Origin of the sequence: Paenibacillus sp. FSL W8-0187 (assembly GCF_037969755.1) — a bacterium.
In the GTDB taxonomy this organism is placed as follows: Bacteria; Bacillota; Bacilli; order Paenibacillales; family Paenibacillaceae; genus Paenibacillus_AQ.
Genome location: NZ_CP150206.1, coordinates 1921641 through 1947654 on the forward strand (window position 1 = coordinate 1921641; position 26014 = coordinate 1947654).

30 protein-coding genes are annotated in these 26014 nt (G+C 48.6%); 24 read left to right on the forward strand and 6 right to left on the reverse strand.

The window, feature by feature from the left end; genetic code table 11:
- Positions 1 to 684: 684 nt before the first annotated feature.
- The 4 genes from hisS (at position 685) to MKY48_RS08395 (ending at position 7029) form a co-directional block, all read left to right on the forward strand.
- Positions 685 to 1938 carry a histidine--tRNA ligase gene (gene hisS / locus MKY48_RS08380; protein ID WP_339271640.1) on the forward strand — a complete coding sequence of 418 codons (1254 nt, stop codon included), beginning with the start codon at positions 685 to 687 and terminating at the stop codon, positions 1936 to 1938.
- 46 nt (positions 1939 to 1984) lie between these two features.
- Positions 1985 to 3760, forward strand: a complete 1776-nt coding sequence (gene aspS, locus MKY48_RS08385; protein WP_076320448.1) for an aspartate--tRNA ligase — start codon at positions 1985 to 1987, stop codon at positions 3758 to 3760.
- Positions 3761 to 3795: 35 nt separating this feature from the next.
- Positions 3796 to 4551, forward strand: a complete 756-nt coding sequence (locus tag MKY48_RS08390) for a tRNA threonylcarbamoyladenosine dehydratase (protein WP_098742591.1) — start codon at positions 3796 to 3798, stop codon at positions 4549 to 4551.
- A 300-nt stretch (positions 4552 to 4851) separates the two neighbouring features.
- Positions 4852 to 7029: a UvrD-helicase domain-containing protein gene (locus MKY48_RS08395; protein WP_339271642.1), complete on the forward strand. Its 2178-nt coding sequence runs from the start codon at positions 4852 to 4854 to the stop codon at positions 7027 to 7029.
- A 108-nt stretch (positions 7030 to 7137) separates the two neighbouring features.
- Here MKY48_RS08395 and MKY48_RS08400 read toward each other — a convergent pair whose 3' ends face one another.
- Both MKY48_RS08400 and MKY48_RS08405 read right to left on the reverse strand, forming a co-directional pair.
- On the reverse strand, positions 7138 to 7266 hold the full coding sequence (locus MKY48_RS08400) for a hypothetical protein (protein ID WP_339271644.1): 129 nt from the start codon (positions 7264 to 7266) through the stop codon (positions 7138 to 7140).
- Position 7267: 1 nt separating this feature from the next.
- Positions 7268 to 7573, reverse strand: coding sequence for a hypothetical protein (locus tag MKY48_RS08405; RefSeq protein WP_339271646.1), 306 nt, complete (start codon positions 7571 to 7573; stop codon positions 7268 to 7270).
- A 241-nt stretch (positions 7574 to 7814) separates the two neighbouring features.
- Here MKY48_RS08405 and MKY48_RS08410 point away from each other — a divergent pair, with 241 nt between their 5' ends.
- The 4 genes from MKY48_RS08410 to nrdG all read left to right on the forward strand — a co-directional run bounded on the left by MKY48_RS08410 (position 7815) and on the right by nrdG (position 12686).
- Positions 7815 to 9122 (forward strand): replication-associated recombination protein A, encoded by a 1308-nt coding sequence (locus tag MKY48_RS08410; protein ID WP_076320452.1) that lies wholly within the window; start codon positions 7815 to 7817, stop codon positions 9120 to 9122.
- 57 nt (positions 9123 to 9179) lie between these two features.
- The gene (locus MKY48_RS08415; protein WP_339271648.1) at positions 9180 to 9719 is read left to right on the forward strand and encodes a PCYCGC motif-containing (lipo)protein; all 540 of its coding nucleotides are present in this window, start codon (positions 9180 to 9182) and stop codon (positions 9717 to 9719) included.
- A gap of 232 nt (positions 9720 to 9951) precedes the next feature.
- Positions 9952 to 12186 (forward strand): anaerobic ribonucleoside triphosphate reductase, encoded by a 2235-nt coding sequence (locus MKY48_RS08420; RefSeq protein ID WP_339292690.1) that lies wholly within the window; start codon positions 9952 to 9954, stop codon positions 12184 to 12186.
- A complete protein-coding gene (gene nrdG / locus MKY48_RS08425; protein ID WP_339271652.1) occupies positions 12183 to 12686 on the forward strand; it encodes an anaerobic ribonucleoside-triphosphate reductase activating protein in 504 nt (167 codons plus the stop codon). Before MKY48_RS08420 ends, nrdG begins: the two co-directional genes overlap by 4 nt.
- Positions 12687 to 12760: 74 nt before the next feature.
- On the opposite strand, the gene mnmA is transcribed toward nrdG, so the two are convergent.
- Complete coding sequence (gene mnmA, locus MKY48_RS08430; RefSeq protein ID WP_144023395.1) at positions 12761 to 13870, reverse strand: tRNA 2-thiouridine(34) synthase MnmA; 1110 nt, start codon at positions 13868 to 13870, stop codon at positions 12761 to 12763.
- Between the two features lie 300 nt (positions 13871 to 14170).
- Here mnmA and MKY48_RS08435 point away from each other — a divergent pair, with 300 nt between their 5' ends.
- Positions 14171 to 14590, forward strand: a complete 420-nt coding sequence (locus tag MKY48_RS08435) for an Rrf2 family transcriptional regulator (protein WP_009592789.1) — start codon at positions 14171 to 14173, stop codon at positions 14588 to 14590.
- Between the two features lie 110 nt (positions 14591 to 14700).
- On the opposite strand, the gene MKY48_RS08440 is transcribed toward MKY48_RS08435, so the two are convergent.
- The 3 genes from MKY48_RS08440 to MKY48_RS08450 form a co-directional block, all read right to left on the reverse strand.
- Positions 14701 to 15915: a tyrosine-type recombinase/integrase gene (locus tag MKY48_RS08440; RefSeq protein ID WP_339292691.1), complete on the reverse strand. Its 1215-nt coding sequence runs from the start codon at positions 15913 to 15915 to the stop codon at positions 14701 to 14703.
- Between the two features lie 14 nt (positions 15916 to 15929).
- Complete coding sequence (locus tag MKY48_RS08445) at positions 15930 to 16811, reverse strand: ImmA/IrrE family metallo-endopeptidase (RefSeq protein WP_339271658.1); 882 nt, start codon at positions 16809 to 16811, stop codon at positions 15930 to 15932.
- 312 nt (positions 16812 to 17123) lie between these two features.
- Entirely contained in the window at positions 17124 to 17474 is a 351-nt protein-coding gene (locus MKY48_RS08450; RefSeq protein WP_339271659.1) for a helix-turn-helix transcriptional regulator, read from the reverse strand.
- A gap of 170 nt (positions 17475 to 17644) precedes the next feature.
- On the opposite strand from MKY48_RS08450, the gene MKY48_RS08455 reads away from it, so the two are divergent.
- The 15 genes from MKY48_RS08455 to MKY48_RS08525 all read left to right on the forward strand — a co-directional run bounded on the left by MKY48_RS08455 (position 17645) and on the right by MKY48_RS08525 (position 25929).
- Entirely contained in the window at positions 17645 to 17923 is a 279-nt protein-coding gene (locus MKY48_RS08455; protein ID WP_339292692.1) for a helix-turn-helix transcriptional regulator, read from the forward strand.
- Positions 17923 to 18252: a DNA-binding protein gene (locus tag MKY48_RS08460; RefSeq protein ID WP_339271663.1), complete on the forward strand. Its 330-nt coding sequence runs from the start codon at positions 17923 to 17925 to the stop codon at positions 18250 to 18252. The genes MKY48_RS08455 and MKY48_RS08460 overlap by 1 nt, the downstream gene beginning before the upstream one ends.
- A gap of 334 nt (positions 18253 to 18586) precedes the next feature.
- On the forward strand, positions 18587 to 18835 hold the full coding sequence (locus MKY48_RS08465; RefSeq protein ID WP_100538144.1) for a helix-turn-helix transcriptional regulator: 249 nt from the start codon (positions 18587 to 18589) through the stop codon (positions 18833 to 18835).
- 5 nt (positions 18836 to 18840) lie between these two features.
- Positions 18841 to 19116, forward strand: coding sequence for a hypothetical protein (locus MKY48_RS08470; RefSeq protein ID WP_339292693.1), 276 nt, complete (start codon positions 18841 to 18843; stop codon positions 19114 to 19116).
- On the forward strand, positions 19113 to 19364 hold the full coding sequence (locus tag MKY48_RS08475) for a hypothetical protein (protein ID WP_339292694.1): 252 nt from the start codon (positions 19113 to 19115) through the stop codon (positions 19362 to 19364). Before MKY48_RS08470 ends, MKY48_RS08475 begins: the two co-directional genes overlap by 4 nt.
- 136 nt (positions 19365 to 19500) lie before the next feature.
- Positions 19501 to 19779, forward strand: a complete 279-nt coding sequence (locus MKY48_RS08480; protein ID WP_339271670.1) for a hypothetical protein — start codon at positions 19501 to 19503, stop codon at positions 19777 to 19779.
- A 48-nt stretch (positions 19780 to 19827) separates the two neighbouring features.
- Positions 19828 to 20097 (forward strand): hypothetical protein, encoded by a 270-nt coding sequence (locus tag MKY48_RS08485; RefSeq protein WP_339271672.1) that lies wholly within the window; start codon positions 19828 to 19830, stop codon positions 20095 to 20097.
- On the forward strand, positions 20094 to 20423 hold the full coding sequence (locus tag MKY48_RS08490) for a hypothetical protein (protein ID WP_339292695.1): 330 nt from the start codon (positions 20094 to 20096) through the stop codon (positions 20421 to 20423). The genes MKY48_RS08485 and MKY48_RS08490 overlap by 4 nt, the downstream gene beginning before the upstream one ends.
- On the forward strand, positions 20424 to 21419 hold the full coding sequence (locus MKY48_RS08495; protein WP_339292696.1) for a hypothetical protein: 996 nt from the start codon (positions 20424 to 20426) through the stop codon (positions 21417 to 21419).
- Positions 21416 to 22600, forward strand: a complete 1185-nt coding sequence (locus MKY48_RS08500) for a metallophosphoesterase (RefSeq protein WP_339292697.1) — start codon at positions 21416 to 21418, stop codon at positions 22598 to 22600. The genes MKY48_RS08495 and MKY48_RS08500 overlap by 4 nt, the downstream gene beginning before the upstream one ends.
- Positions 22601 to 22867: a hypothetical protein gene (locus MKY48_RS08505; RefSeq protein WP_339292698.1), complete on the forward strand. Its 267-nt coding sequence runs from the start codon at positions 22601 to 22603 to the stop codon at positions 22865 to 22867.
- Positions 22868 to 22878: 11 nt separating this feature from the next.
- Positions 22879 to 25413, forward strand: a complete 2535-nt coding sequence (locus MKY48_RS08510) for an SMC family ATPase (protein ID WP_339292699.1) — start codon at positions 22879 to 22881, stop codon at positions 25411 to 25413.
- Entirely contained in the window at positions 25410 to 25604 is a 195-nt protein-coding gene (locus tag MKY48_RS08515) for a hypothetical protein (protein WP_339292700.1), read from the forward strand. Before MKY48_RS08510 ends, MKY48_RS08515 begins: the two co-directional genes overlap by 4 nt.
- Positions 25601 to 25795 (forward strand): hypothetical protein, encoded by a 195-nt coding sequence (locus tag MKY48_RS08520; RefSeq protein WP_339292701.1) that lies wholly within the window; start codon positions 25601 to 25603, stop codon positions 25793 to 25795. Before MKY48_RS08515 ends, MKY48_RS08520 begins: the two co-directional genes overlap by 4 nt.
- Positions 25792 to 25929 (forward strand): hypothetical protein, encoded by a 138-nt coding sequence (locus MKY48_RS08525; protein WP_339292702.1) that lies wholly within the window; start codon positions 25792 to 25794, stop codon positions 25927 to 25929. Before MKY48_RS08520 ends, MKY48_RS08525 begins: the two co-directional genes overlap by 4 nt.
- Positions 25930 to 26014 lie beyond the last annotated feature (85 nt).

Here is a 26014-nt window from a genome sequence, read left to right on the forward strand (position 1 = left end):
TAAGAAGTTGGAGATTATCATTCGTATAGGGCATATTCATTAGTACACAAAAGGGCTGTTCCGCAGATGGAGCAGCCTTTTGCGGTTCATTTATTAAAAGCGCTTTCTCGCTTGTAACATAACTGTAATGTTTGTTCAATGTTCCTTTAATATTCCCTGTTTATAATAACAGCATGACCCCCTTTTTTATATAATATATGTTTTGGACCTACAACGTGGTTTGTAGGTTTTTTTCTTTTTTCGGGCAATTTCTACAAAGTTTCTTGACTTTAGTGTGGTAGTTCATTAGAATCTAAAAATATAATGTTTTGGGTATACTATATTTATGAATAATGGATTTCATGACGGGAACAAGTACTCCATCCCCACAAGACCAGAGAAGAATCCCTTGGCTGTAAGGATTCGCTTGATGAGTGGACGAATGACCTCCCCGAGAACAGACGGCGAAGCAAGCACCGGTTGACCGGTGGGATAGACAGTAGCCGAACTGCGCGACCGGGCGTTAAACGGATGAAGCGGATGATTGAATGCACTGATTTATGGTGTGTCGACGCCGGAATGTGGGTGGTACCACGGGTGATTATATGAATATCTCTCGTCCCTGTTGTCTTAAGACAGCGGGGCGGGAGATTTTTTAGTTTTCACGACTTTTTGCGAAATGACTCCTTAGAAAGAGGGATGAAGATGGCAAACGATAAATTCGAGAAACCGACAGGCACGCAGGACATCCTGCCAGGTGCCGTCGAGAAATGGCAGTTTATCGAGGAGAAGGCACGGGATTTGTGCCGGAGATACAACTACCGCGAAATTCGCACACCGATCTTTGAACAGACCGAGTTGTTCAAACGCGGGGTGGGCGAAACCACCGACATCGTAGAAAAGGAAATGTATACGTTCAGGGATAAAGGCGATCGCAGCATGACCCTCCGTCCAGAAGGAACGGCAGGCGTCGTCCGGGCTTACGTGCAAAACAAGCTGTATGGAGAGCCTGACGTCACGAAGCTGTACTACATGGGCCCCATGTTCCGCTACGAGCGCCCACAGGCGGGACGCTACCGCCAGTTCCACCAGTTCGGCGTAGAGGTGTTCGGGACTGCAGATCCGGCTATTGATGCTGAGGTGATTGCGCTGGGTTACAGCTTCTACAAGGAGCTTGGGCTGAACGGCGTAAAAGCGGAGATTAACTCCGTAGGGACGCCAGAGGTACGGGCAGCTTACCGAAGTACATTACTTGCTTTCCTGGAACCTATGAAAGAGAGCCTATGCTCGGATTGCCAGTCACGCATGGAACGCAACCCGCTGCGCGTGCTGGATTGCAAGAAGGACCAAGGGAAGTTCGGTGATGCACCTTCGATTCTGGACAGCCTGGATGAGGAATGCAGCACACATTTTGAGAAAGTAAAAGGGTACCTGGACGCCATGGGCATCGAGTATGAGATCAATCCAAGACTTGTTCGGGGATTGGACTATTATACGCATACCGCATTTGAATTCAAGGCCCAGGGCATCGGCGCAATTGATACGGTAGGCGGCGGAGGACGGTTCAACGGACTGGTCGATCAGATCGGCGGACCGGATCAGCCGGGCATCGGGTTCGGGATTGGTCTTGAGCGAATCCTATTGATCCTGGAGCATCAAGGTGTTAATCTGTCAGCCGCCAAGCCGCTGGATGTCTATCTGGTGGCGCTGGGTGAAGCCGCCGAGCAGGAAGTGGCAAAATTGATCTACGAACTGCGGAGCAATGGCGTAGCAGCCGAACGTGATTACCTCGGCCGGAAAATGAAAGCCCAGATGAAATCCGCCGACCGTCTGCAAGCTCGTTATACCGCCATTTTGGGTGATGACGAACTGGCGCGCGGAGAAATTGCCCTGAAGTCGATGGAAACCGGCGAACAGCGTACAGTTAAATTGGATCGTCTGGTACAAGAATTGGTTTAATCGTCGCATGAAGCGACTTAATAATATTAAAGGGGAATGATAAACGATGAAAAGGACGCATCAATGCGGTCACCTGACAACCGCGAACATTGGAGAAACTGTAACACTGAACGGCTGGGTACAGACCCGCCGCGACTTGGGAGGCGTGCTGTTCATCGATCTTCGCGATCGCAGCGGCATCATGCAAATCGTATTTAACCCGGATTTCTCCGGCGAAGCTTTGGCTGTTGCCGATAAGGTCCGCAGCGAATTCGTCGTGGCCGTATCCGGTAAAGTCGTAAAGCGTGATCCTGAAACGTTCAACGCGAACCTGCCTACTGGCGAAATCGAAGTCCAAGTGACAAGCATTGAAGTGCTGAATGCAGCCAAAACACCTCCGTTCTTTATCGAAGACGGCGTGGAAGTGGATGAGCAGCTTCGCTTGAAATATCGATATCTGGACCTGCGTCGTCCAGAGATGCAAAAAACGCTGATGCTGCGCTCCAAAGCGTCTAAAGTATTCCGCGACTTCCTCGACGACGAGGGCTTTGTGGATGTGGAAACGCCGATTCTGACCAAGAGCTCGCCGGAAGGCGCCCGTGACTATCTCGTACCGAGCCGTGTGCACGCAGGTGAATTCTTTGCACTTCCACAATCTCCGCAAATTTACAAGCAGCTCCTCATGGTGAGCGGGCTTGAACGTTACTACCAAATTGCACGCTGTTTCCGTGACGAAGACTTGCGGGCTGACCGTCAGCCTGAGTTTACCCAGGTCGACATCGAGACGTCCTTCATGGAACGCGACGACCTGCTGAACATGATGGAGCAGCTAATGGTGAAGTTGTTCAAGGAAACCATCGGCGTTGAACTTGCAACGCCATTCCAGCGTATCAGTTATGCCGATGCGATGGGCAAATACGGCTCCGATAAACCGGATCTTCGCTTCGGTTTGGAATTGATCGAAATGAACGATATCGTTGCTAACAGCGGGGTCAAAGTATTCTCTTCCGTTATTGAAAAAGGCGGCGAAGTGAAGTGTTTGAACGCTAAAGGTTGCGGGACTTGGACACGTAAGGAAATTGACGATCTGGGGCCATATGCAGCCCGTTACGGAGCGAAGGGGCTTGCTTGGATTCAAGTGAAAGAAGGCGAGTTCAAAGGACCTATCGTGAAATTCTTCAGCGAGCAGGAAATTGAAGCGGTAAGAGAACGTACGGGAGCCGAAGATGGCGACTTGCTGCTGTTCTCCGCAGACAATAAAAAAGTGGTTGCCGATGTCCTGGGCGCACTCCGCTTGAAAATCGGACGCCAGCTTGGCCTGATCAACGACAACGAGTACAAGTTTGCTTGGGTGCTGGACTTCCCGCTGTTCAGCTATGATGAAGAGGCGAAGCGCTATGTGGCCGAGCATCATCCGTTCACCCGTCCAAAAGACGAAGATCTGGAATTGATGGATACGGATCCGCTTGCCGTGCGTGCGGAAGCTTACGACATCGTTCTGAATGGATACGAAGTAGGCGGCGGTTCCATGCGGATTTTCAAACGCGAGATCCAAGAGAAAATGTTTGCGGCTCTGGGTATGTCGCCGGAAGTGGCGCATGACAAATTCGGTTATCTTATGGACGCGTTTGAGTATGGCACTCCTCCACATGGCGGAATCGCCTTTGGGTTGGACCGTTTGGTGATGCTGCTTGCCGGACGCACGAACTTGCGTGAAACGATTGCGTTCCCGAAAACGGCAAGCGCAACAGATCTGTTGATGGACGCTCCTTCCCAGGTGGACGGAGGACAGCTGGAGCAGCTGCATATCAAACTCGCCAAGAAACCGGGCGACGAGAAATAAGTCCGTTGTTCTTGATAAAGGAGGTTGCTTGAATTATGCTGCACCAATTTTCCCGTACGGAATTAGCCATTGGTCCTGAGGGCCTTGAAGTGATGAAGAACAGCACGGTAGCCGTGCTGGGTATCGGCGGCGTGGGAGGCATTGCGGTGGAAGCCCTCGCCCGTTCCGGGGTAGGCCGTATCATTCTGATCGACAAAGACGTTGTGGATATCACCAACATCAATCGGCAGATCCATGCCCTAACGACCACGGTAGGTCAGAAGAAAGCAGACCTGATGGTTGAACGTGTCAAACTGATCAATCCGGAATGTGAAGCGATCGCCCTGAACATGTTCTACACCGAAGAGACGTATGAAGAGTTGTTTAAATTCGATCTGGATTATGTGATTGATGCGTCGGATACGATCATTTATAAAGTACATCTGATCAAGGAATGCCTGCGGCGCGGGATTCCTATCATCTCCAGCATGGGGGCAGCCAACAAAATGGACCCCACGAAGTTCCAGGTAGCCGACATCTCCAAAACGTCCATGGATCCGATTGCCCGTATCGTACGCACCAAGCTGCGCAAAGACGGCATCAAGAAAGGGGTCAAGGTCGTATTCTCACTAGAGGAGCCGATGAAACCCCGCCAGGACGTTACGGAGAAGATCGTACCCGAGAATGCCCCTGAAATCCGGAAAGCGAAGCAGCCTCCGGCAAGCAATGCATTTGTTCCGCCAGTGGCCGGACTGATTATGGTCAGCGTAACGGTCAGAGAACTGCTCGAAAAGGGTGGCGTTTCGTTATAATGATCCAGTAAAACTCGGATTGAGAAAACGATAGACAAGCGGAAGGCAGGACGAAACGCGCCTTCGACCAAAACATAGAGTGGTTAATAAAACGCAGTGTCCAAAGCAATGGACGCTGCGTTTTTTATGGTCATCGCCGAAGCGAGTATGAATGGAAAACCAGCACCATGAAATTCCTGTGACAGAGCTTTGCTAGTATATTCGTACCAGCTGTGCTACAATGGAACTCCTTTTTGTGTCACGGCCCTTAAAGCCAGACTTTCGATGCGAAAAAATATGTTTCTTAGGAGGTAACTGAAAGTGTCAGAATCTTTTCAAAGTGCCTATCAAGAAGAAGAGTCAAGGCTAAACGAGGTTATCGTTGAAATTGACCGTCAGCTTGAACGTTTGCGCGGGATTCCCGTATACACAGGCCATGATTTTACGGAGCAGGTGCTCGAAGCGGGGCGGGAAGAGAAACGGCAGGCCCTCGCCAAAAGTTTGCCGGAGCCTTACTTCGGGAGGCTGGATTTTCAGGAGAGCGGAACGGGAGCGAAGAAACCGCTCTACATCGGGAAGATTGGCTTCGATAAGGAAGATGCCGGGGATCACCCGATGGTGATTGATTGGCGAGCCCCGGTCGCGAGCCTATTTTATTCGTTTACGGGCGGTACCGACCCGGCATCGTTCGAAGCACCCGAAGGAATCATCGAGGGGCTGGTGTATTTAAAACGCAACGTTGTGATCCGCAAGCAAATTTTGGAACGGGTATCGGATACGTACAATCGGGAGAGCGGCGGACCTGCCGTATCCGATGAGTTTTTGGTCTACCGTCTCGGGGAGAACAAGGACAACCGGCTTCGGGATATCGTATCTACGATCCAAGCCGAGCAGGACAAAATCATCCGGGCTGCCAAAAATACCGCTCTCATTATCCAAGGGGTGGCGGGAAGCGGAAAAACGACGGTGGCCCTGCATCGGCTGGCTTATTTGCTCTATCAATACAAGGAGCAGGTAACCGCGGAGAAAATGATCATATTTGCACCCAACCTGATGTTTCTGGATTACATATCCGACGTACTGCCCGAGCTCGGAGTTGGCGATATACAGCAGCGCACGTTTGGCGATTGGGCAGCGGAGCTGCTCGATATCGAGCTCGCTTCGGATGATCATGCACAGACGCTTCATCTATGGTTCGAGACCGACCCGGGGCAGGGAACCCCGGATATTGACGATAATGTCAGCGGGCGCTATAAAGGCTCATTGAGACTGATGGAGATCATCCGGCGCTGCGTGGAGGCTATCGAAACCGAGGCTCTACCGGACGGGGACTTCTCACCATGGGATGGGGCCGTACTGAAACAGGAGACGATCGCGGAATGGTTCTACCAGGAATATAAACCATATCCACTGGCCAAACGGAAGGAACGGCTGCTTGCCAGATTGCACCGCTGGGTCGAGATGGAACTGAAGAAATCGCCATCAGCGGCCGTGATGAAAGAACGGAAGAAAAAAGCGGCTCAACGAGAAAAGGCTTATGCGAACCGATGGCCGAAATTTGAGCCGGTCTCATTATATAAACAATTGTTTGGTGCGGCAAAGGCGACCGGAACGATGTTTGCAGAGCTAACCGCTCTGATTCCGTCCGAGGTGCTCGCGGCAACGCGTAAAGATCTGAAGAAAAACGTGGTCCGCGAAGAGGATTTGCCTGCCCTGCTGTATTTCCACTGTTTGTTGAATGATATTACCGGTGAGCAGCGTTTTGACCACATCGTCATTGATGAGGCTCAGGATTTCTCGCCATTTCAGGTAGCTGTGCTGGACCTGTTCGTAAGAGGACATTCCTTCACCATATTAGGTGATTTGTCGCAGGGCATTCATGCCTATCGCGGCGTTCATGCGTGGGAGGAAATGAGCTCCTTATTTAAGGAAGAGGAAACAGCTTATTTTGCGTTGACACGCAGTTACCGCTCGACGATGGAGATCATCGAATTTGCCAACGGCATTTTGGAGAAGGGTGTCAGCAGTGATCTGCTCGCCGTACCCGTATTTCGAAGCGGCGATGCCGTTCGCCTCATTCCTTATGAGTCGGAGAAATCCAGAACAAGAGATTTGGAACGGGCGATGGAGGCACTCATCGCTAAGGAATATCGGACGGTAGCCATTCTCACCCGAACCTTGAGGGAAGCGAAAGAGCTGCATGAGCAATTAATTGCTGCATGGCCGATGCTGAATCTGATCGATGGCAGCAAAGGAACGTATCAGGGGGGGTACTCCGTGCTTCCTGTTTATTTGTCTAAAGGACTTGAGTTCGATGCGGTTTTGGTAGCGGATGCGGATCGGAGTCATTACGCGGAAAAAGCTTGGGATGCCAAGCTGATGTACGTCGGCTGCACCCGGGCACTGCATGAGCTGTGGCTGCTGCATGGTGAAGCGCGTCCTTCTTATGTGACGGCGGACGCTTCGGATATTACAGCCATCGGCTGGCCCGCAGAGTAAGATAGGATTGTGTTACTAAGCGCGAAGAGGAAAGAACATAAAATGTCCCGTGGGGTGGTACATGTCTGCATGTGCTTGTCTCTGCGGGGCTTTTTGCTGTGCCCGCGCTTAACCAAACATTTGGTAGGAAGAACCAAGGTTATCGATATACCGGATCAAAGTCCAAACGGCGAGAAAGAAGAGTGCAGCTGCCAAGATGATGTAGAGGGTCATTTTTCGCATAGGTTTTCGTTTCAATTCAAAAACCTCCCTTCGAGTTCTCATGGTCTAACGAGATTTCATCTTCCTCACTGCGGATGCCCTGTTTATACTCATAAAGAATAATGGAGGAACGGATGAAGGCATACAGGCCGATCAGGAACTGCAAGATAAGGATGGTATACAATAGATTTATCGCCAGCCTCTCATCGTCGAGGTATTCTGGCCCATAGATCTCCTTTAATAGATTGTTTTGATTAACATAGGTATAGAGTCCAAGTAAACTGATTCCCATATTCATAGCCCCTCTAGATAAATTGCGTTTGGACTTCTTGCGAGTCGTCATAGCCACTCTCCTTAGATAAGGCTTCTCTATAATTTCCTATAATTAAGTAACGCTCCGGAAAGATAAAAGTTGGTTATCATGTTAAACGAGCAGCGAATATCGATGGGTATCCGAACCACTAGCGTGGATGTCCATAGGCTTGCTACAGGCATGACAAAATTGAATATGGTATGATAGAGTGTGACGGATTTGATTGAAACCGGCTTATCTTTGCATTGATATCAGACAAGGAAGTGTAGTTATGGATTTATTCAGTATCGGGCGTGAAGGGGACCGGGATTCCAGGCTGCTGGCCGATCGGATGCGCCCTTCGTCGCTGGATGAATATATAGGACAGGAACAGATTATCGGACCGGGCAAACTGCTCAGACGTGCCATAGAAGCAGACCAGGTCTCTTCCATTTTATTGTACGGCCCGCCGGGTTGCGGCAAAACAACGCTGGCGCATATTATCTCCCAGCAAACGAAGGGGTACTTCGTTCGGCTGAATGCGGTGGAAGCCTCGGTTAAGGACGTCAGGGAAGTCATTGAGCAAGCCCAGAGCAACCGCAGTCTGTACGGCACCAAAACGATCCTGTTCCTAGATGAGGTTCACCGCTTTAACAGTTCAAGACAGGATGCGCTGCTGCCTGCCGTGGAGAACGGTACGATTATATTTATTGGCGCGACAACAGAGAATCCATTTCATTACGTAAATGGGGCCTTGATGAGTCGTTCAACCTTGTTCCAGCTTGAGCCGCTGACTAAGAACCATTCCATGATCGCCATGCAGCGCGCGTTATCCGATCCAGATAAAGGACTTGGATTCATGGATCTCCAGGCAGACGAGGAAGCATTGGAGCATATTGCAACGATGGCGAACGGCGACATCCGCCGTGCTCTGAACGCCCTCGAATTAGCGGCCATGACCACGCCCCCGGATGAAAGCGGCAGGGTTCATATTACGCTCGAAGTGGCCGAAGAATCGATACGCAAGCCGCTCGTCAAGGCGGACGAGTCCACGCAGTATGACGTGCTGTCTGCCTTCCATAAAAGCATTCGAGGTTCCAGTGATGCGGCCTTGTTCTGGTTCCTGTATGCGGTCGAAAAGCTAGGGATGGACCCGATGGTGTTCATCCGCCGATTGATTGCTGCCAGCAGCGAGGATATCGGGCTGGCTAATCCGCAAGCGATGGTGCAGGCGGTGAGCGCACTGGATGCCTACCGGAATAACGGCTGGCCGGAAGCCAAGTTGAACATTGCCCAGGCGATTCTGTTTGCGGTGGAGAGCCCCAAATCGGATGGCGTTGTGACCGCCATATCCCGGGCGATGTCCGCCATGGATGAAGTGAAATCGGCTGAGGTTCCGCTTCATCTCCGTGATGCGCATTACTCGGGGGCGGTGAAGTTGGGACATGTCGGCTACAAGTACCCGCACGATTATCCAGGCCATTACGTGAAGCAGGAATATCTGCCGAAGGAGCTCTCCCGCCGGGTGTTCTATCAGGCGACGGAGCAGGGGAATGAAGCCAAGATCGCACACAATCAGCGATTACGACGCGAAGAATAGGGTCTTACAGCACTAACAGAATCAATGGCCGCTAGTTTAGCTAAATGGAGGAAACGAATGATGAAAACAGGGAAACAGCGGTTTGTCATCCTGCTGCTGTCCGCTGGTCTTATGCTGAGCGGCTGTTCGGGGAAAAACGCCCAGGAGCAGGTCGAAAGTGGACAGGCCGCGGAGGCAGCGCATGAGCACGGACATCAGACGCAGCTGGCCAACGGGGATATTCAGGAGGCAACGGCTTCGATTGATGAGCTGCCTGCCTTTTTGATGAGCCAGACCAGCGAGATGCAAACGATCTATGCCTTGTCTGCGCAGGTGAGTGATGTCATGAAATATATTCCTTGTTATTGCGGCTGTGGAGACAGTGCCGGTCATGAGAGCAACCTGAACTGTTTTATTGATGAGATTCAGGAGGACGGCACCGTGGTGTGGGACGATCATGGCACCCGCTGCGGGGTGTGTTTGGACATTGCCGTGGAATCTGCCAAAATGAGCAGCGAGGGCAAGAGCCTGACGGATATTCGGACCGCAATCGACGAGAAATACAGCACAGGCTATGCGAAGCCGACACCAACTCCAATGCCGCCCGCCGAAAGTTAATTCTACTGTAGATAAGCAAGAAGGTACCCGATGTGATCGATGGATCACTCGAGTGCCTTTTTTCTGTTGGGCATAAGGCCCTCAAGGCTGTTTTCAGGAATCGCCTGATCCGTTTCTCAGACTGACCGCCGTGATCTATCTCACAGCATCAAACTATATATGGATGTAAATTTATAAAACGAGACTATATATAGTGTGTTGATGATCTAAGGAGAAGGAGTTGATCGATTTCATGAAAGTCATGAAGAGAGACGGGTGCCTGGTGAATTTTGAGATAAACCGGATTGTGAATGCAGTGGATAAAGCGTTTATAGCCGTTGAGGGTGTGTCCCGCATGGAGGCTTCCCTGCAGATTGGCGATGCGGTTGTTCGTGCCACCGCGGAGATGGAGCAGGTGAGTGTGGAGGAAATTCAGGATATCGTTGTCGAGCATTTGCAAAATACAGGTTATGCAGAGGCAGCGGCAGCTTATCAACATTACAGGGAAACCCGTGACCTGGAGCGGATGCGGCGGGGAGAGCTTTACAAGATCAGCACGGATGTTATTGGGGTAACGAATCTGGATCTGCTGCGGGAGAATGCGAATCTGAACGGGGAATCCTTCAGTGGAAAAATGAGTCGGATCGGCTCCGAGTACGCCAAATGGATGGCAAGCAAATTCATCCTCCCAGGAGATCTCATGAGAGCGGTGAGGGATGGTTATGTGTATGTGCATGACCTGGACCAGTATGCACTCGGAACAACGAACTGCATTTTCATTCCGTTTGACCGACTATTGGCCAAGGGATTCAATACCGGTAACGGATCGGTTAGGCCGCCGCAGAGTATCATGACCGCGATGGCGCTGGTGGCCATCATCTTTCAATCCCAGCAGAACAGTCAATTCGGCGGCGTGTCCGGAAATAAAATCGATTGGGATCTGGCCCCGTATGTCGGAAAATCGTTTCGTCGGCATTTTCGCAAAGGGCTAGCCTACTTCGGAGAGTGTGAGCAGGGGGATCATAGACCCAATGTTCGAGTTCTTCCGGATAACGAATTATACATAGACAATGAGCAGTTGAAAGAAATTTATCCACGAATATATCACTATGCATATAACGAAACGGTGAATGAAGTAAAGCAGGCCGCGGAATCCCTGATTCACAATCTAAACACGATGAGCAGCCGGGCCGGCGGACAGATCCCTTTTACATCGCTGAACTATGGCATGTGCACGTCAACCGAAGGAAGGCTGGTGTCCCACGCTCTACTGGATGCCACGATGAGAGGGCTCGGCGGGGGAGAGACGCCGATATTTCCGCAGCATATTTTCCAGTGCAAGCAGGGCATTAATCAGGCGGAAGGGGAGCCCAACTACGATCTGTTGCTGAAAGCTGTTGAGTGCTCCAGCCGCAGGCTCTACCCGAATTTTGTCAACGTGGATGCATCGTTTAATCTGGTCTACTATAACCCGGACGAGCCAGACACGATTATTGCCACCATGGGCTGCAGGACCCGGACGATTTCAGACCGGTTCGGGCGAAACCGTCTAAGCGGCAAAGGTAATTTATCTTTTAATACGATCAATCTGGTTCGTCTCGGCATTGAGCATGGCATTATCGAAGGCAAACGGGATATGCCGGATCTGAACCTCTTCTACGAGCAGTTGGATCAGTATTTGACGATTGCGGTAGAGGGTTTGATTCATCGTTACGAGCTGCAGGCCGACCAACCGGCCAAAGCGTCTGATTTTATGATGCGGGAAGGCGTGTGGGAAGGCGGCGAGGCACTGGCACCGGAGGATAAGGTTCGCGAGCTCATCAAGCACGGAACCCTTGCGCTTGGATTTATCGGGCTGGCTGAATGCCTGAAGGCGTTAACCGGGCTGCACCACGGAGAAGATGAGACCAGCCGCAGTCTGGGAATCGAGATCATCCGGCATATGCGTCAGTTTTGCGATGCAGCCAGTGAAAGATATAACCTGAACATTACGTTGTTTGCCACGCCGGCAGAAGGGTTATCGGGGAAATTCACGAAGATGGACCGGCAAACCTTTGGTGTGATCGAGGGTGTCACAGATCGCGAGTATTATACGAATTCGTTTCATATTCCGGTGTATTATCCGATGGCCGCGTACCGCAAAATCCGTTCCGAGGCTCCTTTCCATGAGCTGTGTAATGCAGGAGCGATTTCGTATGTGGAGCTGGACGGCAATGCCCGGCAGAATACGGCTGCTTTTCGGGACATCGTACAGTTTGCCCTGCAGCAGAATATCGGATATTTCTCCGTAAACCATCCCGTCGATCGTTGCCCGGCATGCAATTACGAAGGGATCATCGGAAGCTCTTGCCCTGGATGCGGAGCCTCGGAGGCGGATGGAAACTTCCAGCGGCTGCGGAGGGTGACGGGATACCTAACGGGCAATTATACGGAGCGCTTCAATTCGGCCAAGCAGGCTGAGGTCAGGGATCGGGTGAAACATCTGTGAATGTGTGCGGGTATATCCCCGAGAGCATTAATGAAGGCCCAGGAGTTCGGGCAGTTCTATTCGTGAGCGGCTGCCGTCATGCTTGCGCCGGATGTTTTAATACGGATTCCTGGGACTTTGAAGCTGGGGAGCTGTTTACAGAAGAATTGTCTGCGTCCATACTGCAGGATATTATCGACAACCCTTTGCTGGATGGCGTGACCTTATGCGGTGGGGATCCGTTCTTCTCGCCGGAGGAGTCTGCGGCGTTTGTACGCAAGCTCAGGACCCTCTGTCCTGGGAAAAGTGTATGGGCCTACACGGGCTTCACCTTTGAAGCGCTGATGAGGCAGCCAAAGCTGCGCGAATTGGCGAAACAGTGTGATGTTATCGTGGATGGCAAATTTCAGTTGGAGCTAAGGGATGTCTCGCTTCCCTTTCGAGGCAGCTCGAATCAGCGCTTAGTTGACGTAGCCGCCAGCCTAGAACGGGGAGTAACGGTTGAATATATTCTTCGCTAGCACGTAAAAAAAAGAGCACACACTTTACGGAAACTTCCGTGTTCAGTGTGTGCTCTTCGCATTACGGCAGCGGATTAATATGGAACTTTATCCGCCGTTTCGATAGTTCCGCCGCCAAGGCATTCGTCCCCTTGGTAGAAGACAACGGCTTGGCCCGGCGTGATTGCTTTTTGCGGCTTGGCAAAAGCGACATGAACGGTTCCGTCTTCGCGTGGAGTTATCGTTACCTCCTGGTCCGGCTGACGGTAGCGGAATTTCGCGGTGCAGGTAAAGGCGTCTTTGGGCATAGCGTCTTGTCCTGCAATCCAATTGATTCCGGAGGCAACGAGTCCAGTTGAATACAAACTCGGATGATCGCCTTGGACAACGTACAGAATATTGTTAGTTAAATCCTTGTCGGCAACAAACCAAGGCTCTCCGGAGCCTGAGCCGCCAATGCCGAGACCTTGGCGTTGTCCCAGCGTGTAGTACATCAAGCCATCATGGCGGCCTTTCACTTCACCCGTGACAATGTCCACCATATCACCGGATTGGGCGGGGAGGTACTGTCCAAGAAATTCTTTGAAATTTCGTTCGCCGATGAAGCAAACGCCGGTGCTGTCTTTTTTCTTGGCGGTATACAGTCCGGCTTCCTCAGCGAGTCGGCGAACTTCCGGTTTCGGCAGATGCCCGATCGGGAACATTGCTTTGGAGAGCTGCTCTTGGCTCAGCGCATTAAGGAAGTAGGTTTGATCCTTATTGCTGTCGACGCCGCGCAGCAGCCGGTACTGTCCGTCCTCCTCGATGACGCGGGCGTAATGGCCGGTAGCCACATAGTCGGCTCCCAGATCCATGGCCTTATTCAGAAATTCACCGAATTTGATTTCACGGTTGCACATGACATCGGGGTTCGGCGTTCTCCCAGCTTTATATTCATCGAGGAAATAGGAAAATACTTTATCAAAGTACTCCTTCTCGAAATTGACGGTATAGTAGGGAATGTCGAGCTGCTCGCACACGCGGCGCACGTCTTCAGCGTCCGCTTCAGCTGTGCAGTAGCCAAGCTCATCGGTGTCATCCCAGTTTTTCATAAAGATGCCGATCACTTCATAACCCTGCTGCTTGAGCAGGAGTGCTGTTACGGAGGAGTCGACTCCTCCCGACATGCCGACAACGATACGAGTGTTATGTTTTTCTTTTGACATCGTTATCACCATTTTCATATTGAATTGTGCCCATGGAGGTATTTTAACATATTGGAACAAGGTTCACACGTTTCATTTTGTCCACTCAGCGTGAACATTTTTCGGGTTTCCGGCTGGAATATTACCCATTGAGGTCCAGGATATGTTACCATAAGCTGAGGGTAATGATCGGAATACGGAGAAAAATACAGGATAAGCTGCTTCACGCTTAGATTACGTCGTATTTGTCGCTAAACCCGCCACCTACAATTCATGTACAGGATGGACATAATATACAAATTACCGAAAGAGGTGTCACCCTTGAAGATATCAACAAAAGGAAGATACGGATTAACAATTATGATGGAGCTGGCCGCCAGGTTTGGTGAAGGGCCAACTTCGCTGAAGAGCATTGCCGAGAAGAACCAGCTGTCGGAACATTATCTTGAGCAGCTGATCGCACCGCTGCGAAATGCTGGACTGGTCAAAAGCATCCGTGGCGCATATGGAGGATATATCCTTTCCCGTGATCCGGCATCCATAACGGCAGGAGATGTAATCCGTGTGCTTGAAGGACCGATATCCCCTGTGGACTTCACGGAAGAGGACGATCCGGCGAAGCGGGATCTATGGCTTCGTATCCGCGACAGCATTGCTGAAGTCCTCGATTCCACGACGCTGGACTATCTGATCAACTATCATGAACAGTCTGCTGCAGACAACTATATGTTCTATATTTAAGTTATTGTTACATTAGTTGATCAATAAAGCTGATTAAATAAAGGGATAGCGGGCTTTTATGCCAATCGCTATCCCTTAAAAAATCACATAAAAATCACATTCTCTGCAGATCATTCGGGTTCATGATCAATTCTGAGGATGTCTGCGAAGTGTTTTTGAATCTTTTGATCTGCATCTTGTCTCATTTTCTCTGTCACATGTGTATAAATCTGTAGGGTGGTTTTTTCATTGTCGTGACCGACACGGTCCATAATTGTTTTTAGATCGACACCTGCTTCAGCTAACATGCTAACGTGGGTATGTCTAAATATATGAGGAGTCGCTTTTTTTTGTATATCTGTAAATTTCAAAATAGCATACATCCGATCACGAATTGCTTGGGCATTTAATGGGTATCCGTCATTATTACGAAAGAGGAAACCCTTATCGTGATAATCCGGAAACAACAATTTGTGCTCCTTCATCAGTACCTTCATTCGATTAATGTGCTTATGCAGCATCTCCATTACCATGGGGTCCACTGAGACTGTTCGTATGGATCCCGTTGTTTTAGGAGGTGTAAGCAGATATTTCCGCATATTATCACTGTCCATTGTTTTGGTGATCCTGATACTGTTTCTATCGAAATCTAAATCAGTGTTCTCATTCAATGAACATAGTTCCCCGGACCTCATTCCGCTAAAGGCTAATAGATAAAAGATCTCCTTGTCTTGGGGCTTGCCATGATCAATAGCAGCCTTAAGGAATTCGGACAATTCTTTTCGTGAGAGATACTTCTCTTCGATAACGGCATTCTCAATTTCCTCTACGCTAAGCGTCTTTTCGGGAACGATAGTGTCGATCGCCGGATTATCCATTCTCAATTTATTAAGAACAGCGTATTTAAAAATCATGTTACCTGTATTATGAATACCGTCCATGGTGTTTTTTTCATATCCTTCATCGTCAAGGTGATTAAAGATATGTTGGTATTCTCTATGTGTAATTTGAGAGATGTTTTTCTTCGCTAGATACCTATTGAGGACTTTGATTTGGACACCTCTTTGTCTAACAGTTCTTCGCTTAACTTTACGTTTTGAATAAGTCTTTAACCAATCTTCGGCAACATCCTCGAATGTCATTTTCCGGACTTTCTTTTCATCTATTCCATGATTTTTCAAATCATCTAAAACTTTTTGTGCACGTGCATAGGCTTCCTTTTTCGTGTCTCCACGGCGAGGGATTTGCTTTCGTTTTCCTGTAACTGGGTCTGGAGGGCCCTCTAATGTACAAATCCATTTATAACCTTGCTTGTTGTTGGCAGGAATCTTTGTATAACTCGCCACTTTCATCGTCCTCCTTAAAACTCATCGCCATGGAATCTCAGAAGTTCCTCGATTTCTTTTTTTTGAATGACAAACTTGTATGCTGAATTATAATATCTGCTTGCGAGATGGCTCAGCCTTAAACTGATTCTCCCATCTTTGGTATAGTCTAAGTCATGAAATTTGACCGGTTTAGAATCAGTGAAAACTTGCAACTCATTTTCCTCAATTCGTTCAAAATGTCCTCCTAGATCGAAGAGGAGTTCTTCCTGTGACATCAACGTCTCTTTATCGACTTGAATAATGATTTGGGATGGTTCTATATAATCCTCGGTTGAATCATAATACGCATAGAACGTCGTCTCCCCAAAACTTACCTGTGTTTCTTCAATAGCATGGTTCTTTGTTAACTGCTGCCTAGATGAGTCGATAAATAGCTTTCCTTGGAGTTCTCTGCGTTGGATCTGTTCAAGTCTCCGTTTTGCCAACTTTAAGGGTACTTTGAAAGTAGATGATAAAAATTGCACTCCATCATTTTGGCGATCAGGTAATTTTAGCGGAGATATCATAAAGAAAGGCATAGACGCATACAACACAAAGTTCTCAGCTTCTGCTTCTTGGCCTTCCCTGAAAAGTAGAGGCATTTTACGCTGATCGCCTACATGCCGTAGCACATGACACAATTCGTGAAAAAATATTTTTCGTTGTTGTAAACTAGTCAATCGTTTATCAAGAATTATAATTTTTTCTTTGTTATCAGAAACTGACTTGCATGTATCGTACTTCAGGTCAACATCAAATGATTCTGCAATACGATCAATATCCAACAGGGCTTCTGTATTCCAGAACTTATGTAATTTGTAGTGTTTAGATATTGATTGTTCAAGTGACGTCTCTTGATAGTGGGGAAATAACATAACTGCACCTCTGATTAGAATGTATGTTCGTTATGGTTGGCAAAATAAAAACCGTTTCCGGCTAAGAGGGACGTTTAGGCTATTTGCTTTTTATACCTTTCGTCGGTTCAGTTTTGTCCCGTGAGAGGGTAAGAAGACTAATAATATGTTGTGGACCTGGATCCTCGACGATTGACTTTACGATCACTGGCTCGTGGAACATGCTATTTGATTTACTAACTCCAATTCTGATCATAGGAAAACATCTCCTCAATAAGAATGTATGTTCTGTTTATGCTTAAAAAGAAAAGCCATCGCTGGCCTGTTCTTCTACTATTTTTTTGAGTCTTTTTCCGCTTGTTCAGCTGCTCGTCGTTTCATTGCTCGATATCGTTCCAAAGCAGCCTCCATTTCCTCGATTTCGTCTTCGGTATAGTTTTCTGGGCCTCCGTAGAAGGACATGTTTGTCTCATAACCCTTAGGATTTTCAGTTCTTCCCAAAAGGTAGTCTGTTGTAACTTCGAAAAAATCAGCAAGTTTATTGAGAGTGTTAGTATCTGGTTCATATACGTCGGCTTCCCATTTTGAGACGGTAGTATTATCAATCTCAAGTTTCTGAGCCAATTCACGTTGAGTTAATTTTTTGTCTTTCCTTAACTCTTTGATTCTAAGTCCTAAAGACATATAGTATTCCTCCAAATTTGCTGATTCATCAAATACAGAATACCATGAATGACAATTTTTTTAAATTTAGTTGATTAAACAGCAATTTATTCGTTGACATTTGATTATTCATCAATTACCATTGAGTTAACAACTTGATTATTCATCAAATAAGGTGGTGAAAAGGAAAGATGATTAATTACGGGAAACTAAAGAACCTCAGAACTTCAAAAAAAATTTCTCTACAAGAAATGGCAGACGCATTGGGACTACTTACAGCTGGTGGTTACTCACGAGTTGAATCTGGAGAAAATAAACTGAAAGCTGAGCATTTGCCAATTCTAGCAGAAAAATTTGGGATCAGTATGAATCACTTAACAAAAGAAATTTTTTTTGAAAACAGAGTTGATGAATGCTCAATTTTCGTTGATGATTCATCCATAACATCTGAGGAGAAGGAGGTGATCTAATGGGTGCAGGTCTTTTTAAAGTGGAGTTGGATTTCGGTCAGTTACAGGAAGCAATTAATACTGCTGTAGATCAGGCTTTGGAACGTCACTCTTTAAAGAACAACCTTCCTCCATTGCTTACAAAGTCACAATTTCAAGATCTACTGGATATTGGAGCGACCAAAGCTTCTGAACTCTTAAATCGTGAGGATTTTCCGGTAATACGTGAATTCGGCCATCCGCGAGTTCCTACCCATTTGTTAATGATTTGGATTGACGAACATACCGAGTGGATCCGGGACAATGTTGGTGAAAAATCGAAGGTGAAAGGGAAGGGAAGGGTGGCATAAGATGCGCTTTCGGTGGATGCGTCAAACCTCCAGAACTGCTTGTGTATCAGCAACAGTAACGAGAAGCCTGTTGAAAAGCATTGATGTCGGGATCGCGTTGGACATGTCGCTTCCGAAGTACGCTATAAATCCGGAAAAGCTATCGAAGCTTGAAAGAAAGAGAGTTTTAAAAGAAGCGACGGAAAGCTTGAAAAGGATTGAAGAAACCCGCCGGAGCGGATCCAGCTCCAGCGGGTGAGGGGATTGGGGTGGGGAAAAGCTCTAATTACATACTACAAGGTTGAACCACACTTTCCTATTCCAAAATGGAATATTCGGGGGAGGTGAAAGAACAATGAAATTTGGTGCAATTATGCAGGCTTGCCGGGAACGGGCTGGATTGACACAAGAGGAAATGGCCGCAAGACTTCACCGGACCCAGGCTTGCATTTCGAAATATGAGAATGACCACAAAATCCCGGACATGCCGACCATGCTCAGATGGGTGGAAGTTACCGGTGCTAAAGAAGTGGTGGTCGCATTCCTTTGCGGAATGGACGGGCTATCGATCATGCAAAGCATAATGCCATTTATAGGAGGATGATTGATTTGAAAAGAGAGGATCTAGTTGAACAAGCACGCTTAGCTGCGAAGTCAGCATCTCACAATCTCGATGTGATTTCTCGAAATCCGGATAAGATGCAGCCCGACAAGCTTTATAACGGAGTTGTGTATCTAAACAACATGATCAGATTCGCGGAAAAAGAATTGGAAATAAAAAAAGACCGCCTGGCAGGGCAGTCTCGACTGAGATCACGACTAATGAGTCTCTTGATGTCTATTTTAAATGGTGAACGTCAAAAGCGCAAGGGGTTTGAGCTATGAACAACCTAGTCGCCCAATCACCTGCAGACGTATATATCGCTACCACACAAGCACTTAGAGCAAGCACAGAATCTATCTCTCAATTCATTCAGGAGGATCCGGAAAACACTCAGCGATTGAATGAGCTCAACAGTCAACGAGAAGAAGCTTACCGGAACTGGACCAATGCAGCCTATCTCTTAAAAACTTTACCTGCATCAGAAATGGCGGTAGCCCTGAGCCGGATCGAACGCGAATTGAACATATGAGACAGAGCTTTAGCTTTGTCTCTCGGCGTCGGACAGTTTTCTAACCTGTTCGGCGTCGAGAGATGCGACTAACGCATCCAAGGTGGTGTCAACCCCCGGCCCACCTTGAAAAATACATACGAAGGGAGGACAAACCATGCAAGTGATTCAAAAGCTGACAGTCGTTAGTAATCCTACCCGGATCTTTGAAGTCGGTACAGAAGTCAACAACCGGGAAGTAATTGAGATCAAACAAGTGGGCTATGACAACATTTCGGAGTTCTGGGTGCTGGATGAGAATGAAAAAGTCATTGCCAGTGTTGAGAATTGCCCAGTCATCGTGGAGTGGCAGGAATTTGTAGAAGACGGACCAGTGGAAACTGCGAAAACAGAAAATGACCCGCAGCAACGGGTCATATCTGGTGCCAAAAATTAATTTTGTTGCCCCCATATTAGCAGATGAGGGCAATAAACACAAGAGGGAGTGATTCAATTGTCAACTGCCTTTTCGGCTGATGTATCTGGTCGGACAATCGATGTGGAGATTCAGCCGGCTACACAATATTCTCCACCCGTACTGACTATTCGGCAGCAAACAGGTTCATTTCAACTACATGCCGATCCGGAGCAATTGGCTGAGGTGGAATTCAAAATTAGGTCGTTCCTGGATGGCATTCGCTATCCAGAGACTCCGGATCAACAAGCAATCTTAAATCACGAAATCAAACAATCCGTTGAGGAGGAAATCGCATGAAAAAACAAGAGATCGCAAATAGATTGTTGGCATTACCAGCAGAAATCGCAGCAGCTGAGGATGAAGTGTTGGAGGCAAATAGCAATGTAGTAACCGCTAAAGAAATGCTTCAACAAAAGGAAGATGATTTGTTACTCAGCAATGTTATTGAAGGAAAAAACGCTGAAATCCGTGCTGCTCAGATGCGGGCGAACACAGTTGATGAGCGTGGAAACCTCTCTGAAGCCGAACTGAATTTGAAAAATGCGGCGGTGAGGTTGGGTAAATTGAAAGACGAGCTTCGGGCGCTTCAAGCAGCTGCTGGGCTCCTTCAGGGGGTGGCTTAATTGGATGAAACTAACTTGACAGTCATGCCCTCTCACTCCGGTGGAAACACCGGAGGGGGGGCCATCGTTGATCTTGAATTCGGAAGTGCCACAGATCTCCGAAGAAAGCTGGATGCTATGAAACAAAAGCTAAATCTGACCAAAGAGTTTTTTCGCGAAGTGATGCAGGATGGTGTCGACTATGGCATCATCCCTGGCACTGATAAGCCAACATTATATAAAGCTGGAGCTGAGGGGCTGTGTGAGTTCTATAATTTGGCCCCGACAATTGCATCAAAGGTTGAGGATAAAGTTCACGAAACAGGGTACTACGCAGTGGACGTGACGATTCGATTGCTTCATCGAGGGACCGGTTCGATTATCGCTGAAGGTGTTGGCCATGCGAACACGTATGAAAGTCGTTACCGTTGGCGCTGGGTATCTGAAAAGGACGTTCCCAAGGGAGTTAGCAAGGAAGACTTGGTTTCGAAAGAACGCAGCGGACAATACGGCAAGTATGTGCAATATCGGATGGAAAATGACGACATGCATTCCATTTGGAATACGGTGCTTAAGATGGCTAAGAAACGCGCTCTCGTGGATGCTGTTCTATCCGCTACTCGGTCAAGTGGCATTTTTGCTCAAACACAGGATGAACTCGAAGCATATTTACAAGGAGAGGATCCAGACGGCGATCCCGAAGGAAGAAGCACTCCTCCACCAAGACAAACCCGTCAAAGCAGTAGCTCCCGTTCTTCACAAAGTAGTTCGCGCTCTGGTGGATCAACCAGCAATGCTTCAAAAAACCGCGTACTCTCATTAATGAAAAGCCAAGGACTTGATTGGAATGGCTTAGCTGAAGAAGCCAGCACGGCTCTTGGGCGACCGGTTAAGAAGGTTGTTCAGGACATTCAGTCTGAAGCTGATTGGAAAACGGTTGGCGATTACCTGGAGTTTGGTGGAGGCGGCGATCAAGAAGAAATTAACTTCGATGATCTACCGGAGGATTTGCGATGAAAATTGCTCATATTGCAGATAGTCATTGGGGGTTCGGTTATCCGGGCCCCACACCGGAATCTAGATTCGAAGATATTACTCGGACGATGGATTGGGCTGCGGATCGCATAATAGCAGAAGGATGTGAACTGGTGTTATTCGCTGGCGATGCCTTCAAGGATGCCCGGGTCTATATCGACCGTGCGACGGCTGAAATCAGAGCCTTTGTGTCCTGGATTCGCAAGTTATCAAATGCCGGCATTGAAGTTGTGATCATCAGCGGGACACCGAGTCATGATGCGATTAGCGCATACCATCTCATTTCAGAAATGCAGATTCCACGTGTCAATGTTTTTACGGACCCTGGGGTCCATCAAGTCAGAGGAGTTAATGTAACGTGCCTCCCTGGTATGAACCGTAGTTCCTTCGCTACCGAGAAAGAGTTTGCAGGTTTACCACCACATGAGTTCCATCAGCGTATGACGGAATGGATTGCTGAGGAATGTGGCAGACTTCGATCTCAATGTAGTAATAAGCAGCCCAATATCCTGATGAGTCATCTAACCTTCGATCTGGCTGACACCGGGTTCGAAGATGCTTTACTTCAAAACGAACCGATCCTGACGGACAGGGCAGCAAAGATGTTTGATCTCGTTTGTCTAGGTCACATTCATAGGCCGCAGCTCGCTGGCAGCAATGTTTATTACAGCGGTGCTCCGGATCGGCATAACTTCGGTGATGAACGCACGACTCCGGGATTTTGGATACACGATCTCGACGGCGTCACTCTTTCAGGACCCGTCCCGGGCATCAAATCGCATTTTATTGAGACTCCAGCTCGGCGATTTAAAACGATTGATTGGTGTGACATGGATGTGGCTGCTTGGCTTGACGGTCAAGTGGACGACTTTGCCAACATCCAAGACACAATCATTCGAGTCCGATACACCTGCAGCGAGGAACTACAGAAGCGGTTTGATAGGCGCACATTGGAGAAGGCTCTGTATGATGCTGGGGCGTTCTTCGTGGCCGAGATTCGGGCGGAGGTTGAACGATCAGAACGAATCCGTGATACCGAAGTAACCGAAGGGTTGAATCCATTGACAGCATTGGCTGCTTGGGGAAACAACCAGGAGTATGAAACGACAGAGATTAGTGAGCTGCAGGCAATGACGACTGAACTAATGGAGGGAACATTTTAAATGTACAACACAAATGAGAGTATCGAGGCTCAGAAGAAATATTGCGAAGAGCACGAAGCACCTCACTTCGCACCAAACACTGGACGTTGTTGGAACTGTAATCAAAATATTTACCAGCCTATCGGTTGGAAATATGAAAATGGCAGGAGAATTCGTGTAGCTGCCGACTCTCCAGATTGCAATCGTACCACCGGCATAACAATTGAAAAAGCAGGTAAAGAACTGGTTACCGGGTGCCCTCATTGCAATCGTAGCTATTGCGATTAGGAGGGCAACATATGATCCCATTACGACTAATCATTCGAAATTTCAGAGCCATTGAGTTCGCCGACATTGATTTGTCAGCGGTAACGTTAGCTGCGATTGCCGGTCGTAACGGCGCAGGCAAATCATCAGCATTTACCTTGGGTCCGCGCTTCGCACTCTTCGGTGACGTAATCAAGGGCATCAGCCTGGACGACCTTGTTCGCAGGGGAGCCCAAGAAATGTCTGTCGAGTTTCATTTTGAGCATCAAAGCAGTGTATACCGGGTCATCCGGACGCGGAGTACAAAGGGTAAAGGCAAATCTACGCTTGAGTTACAGCAGCGGGTTAACGGAGCCTGGGAAAGTCGCTCGGCTGAGAAAATTGACGACACAACGGCCAAAATCCGCGCTTTGCTCAACTTGGACGACGAGACGTTCACATCCAGTTCCATGATTCTTCAAGGCCAGGCTAACGCCTTTACTGGCGCTACGGCAGGCAAACGGAAAGAAATTTTATCCCAAATTCTCGGACTTAATGTCTATGAACAATTGCAGGAGCGTGCCCGGCAGCGGGCTGCTTTGCTCCATATCGAAATCGAGAAAGCAAAGGACAAGCTTCTGACGCTAGATGAGCGCCTTGATGGAAGACTTGAGAAGGTGAAGGAGCTGCAGACGGTAGAGGACCAGCACGTCGCAATTCAGTCTTTGGTGTCTGGAGACGAGCGGGTGGTTCGGGAAAGCGAAGCACAACTCGCCGTGCTCGAGGTAAAACGTTCCCGCATACTGCAAATTGATCGGGACCTATCGACGATTGATGACGAGATTGGCACGTTGCAAAAGGAACGATCTAACCATCACGAACGCCTTGAGCGCGCCGAGAAGATTCTTGCGAACGAGGCAGGCATCTTGGCCAAGGCCGCCGAGTTGGATCAGGTCAAGCAACAGATCACCGTACTCGAGGCGCGAGGTGCGGAGAAGGATCGCCTACAGCGCGATTTGGACGCTGCCCAGGCGGACCTTAACCAGTTGGGAGAGTCCATGATCACATTAAGTGACCGAATGATGGAACTTAAGAAGCAACTTGCAGGTCGTGAAGCTCTCCATCAACAAGCGGAGGAGTATGATCTGGAGTCACAGCGCCTGCGTGCGTTTGAAACGCAAACCGACAAGTGGACTTTGCTGGATGCAGAAATTCGGAGCCTTGAAACCCAGCAAACTAAAGAAGAATCCCGGCTGAAGCTTGAAGAACAACGTCTAACAGACAAGATTACTGCACTGGAGCAACAAGAAGCACACATCCATAATAGCGGTTGTTTACCAACCTGTAGGTTCCAGCAGGCTGCCGCTGAGGCCGTCGCGGAGCTTCCGGATTTGCAGCACAAACTGGCAGAGTTCGACCGGTCGGAATTAGAACGGCTTGTAGCAGGTATTGCTGCGAAACAAACTGAACAACAGGAAATTAGCTATGATCCGGCGGCGCACCGGGAATGCAAGGTAATGGTTGACAAGCTGAGAGACGCAGCAACGGCCTATGCCGAGCTTTCTGGCAAAGATGAGTTGCTGCAGCAGTTGGAACAGCAACTTGGCGAGAAGCAGGCTCGTATGGAGACAGGGCAAGCGCGGCGGAATGACTTGAAACAACAGGCGGCCACCCTTGAAGCCGCACTGGCACCACTGCCGGAATTGGCGGCTCGTGCAGATGAACTGCAGCGCTGGGCGAAGCTTAAGGACGAGATCGGGGCTTCTCGGGAGGCTGCAGCGAACGCGCAAGAACGAATCGCCGCCATCGACGGTGATATCGCTAGCAAGCAAGCCCGGAAGGAAGAATTAGAGAACGAAAAAAACAGTTTGGTTATTGACACGCTCGAGTATGATGCATTGAAGCGTGAGCTGGACCAATTGCAGAACGTATTGCAAAACCGTCGCCGGCAGCTCGCAGCGCTGGCCGAACAAATTGGCGGCATTAAGGCAGTGCTTACTGCACTCGAGGCAGATCAGCAAGAACGGGACCGGGTAGCCACGGACCTTGAACCAAAGGCGCTACGTTGGACCCGTTATCAGGCACTAATTAAGGCGTTTGGTCGAGACGGTATTCCGGCCTTAATCATTGAGAACGCCGTTCCACAGCTTGAACGTATTGCCAATGAGATTCTTGGTCAGATGAGTAAAGGGAAGCATTACATCCGCTTTGAGACGCAGAAGGAACTTAAAACCCGTGCTGGTCTATCAGAGACGTTGGATATTATCATTGGCGATTGGTCTGCAGAACGGCCTTATGAAACTTTTTCCGGTGGCGAGCAACTTCGCATCGATTATGCCATCCGTTTCGCCCTTGCAGAACTCCTTGCTCAACGAGCTGGCAGTAAAGTCGAATGGCTCACAATTGATGAGGGATTAGGGAGTCAGGACGCTGAACATCGCGCTTTGGTATTGGAATCAATCAAATCGGTAGCCGGACGCTTTAAAAAGGTCTTGGTAATCACGCACATTGAGGACGCACAGGCTGCTTTTGATCAAATCATTCGCTTTGACAACAGTGATGGCAGCGTTGAAGTTCTCGTCGCATGAACGATGAGTTTGGCCAACCGATGCTACGCAGCATGATGGGCAATCGGATCTGGAAGCTGATTTCATCCGATCCGGATGAGTTCAAAAGGGAGACCCGGGCCTACTTCGCCCGGGGATATCCCGGATGGACCGTGTTAAAAGTCAAATACCCGTTTGTGTTTTTGAGGGACGACAGGGGGCGTAAAGTGTGAGTGAACCCATACAGTTGGATCTGTTCGAAGAGCAAGATGCACAGACGGTTTTAAACGGAATGTACTACGAGCGGTCATCAGGTAAGTTTGTCTCCTATGTTCTCGGACGCCGGCACTTTGAGGTAACGCCAGGCCGATGCCTCGGGGATAAGGAATGGAAAGAAAGAATGATGAAGGAGCGTGCGATATGAAAGTAATGACACAGGAAGAATTAAACCAGCGTACGAAGGAGATCGTGGACTTTCTTTCTGAAAAAACGAGGAAGCGAAGAAGGCGGGTATTGATCAGCACGGCCATTTCTATACTTCTGTCGCCTTTACATTAGGATCATTGATCGGGTTTGACTTCAAGCCTGAAGGATACGGTCCAATGATCGCCACAATGATTGATTCCCTTACGGACGGGCTGCA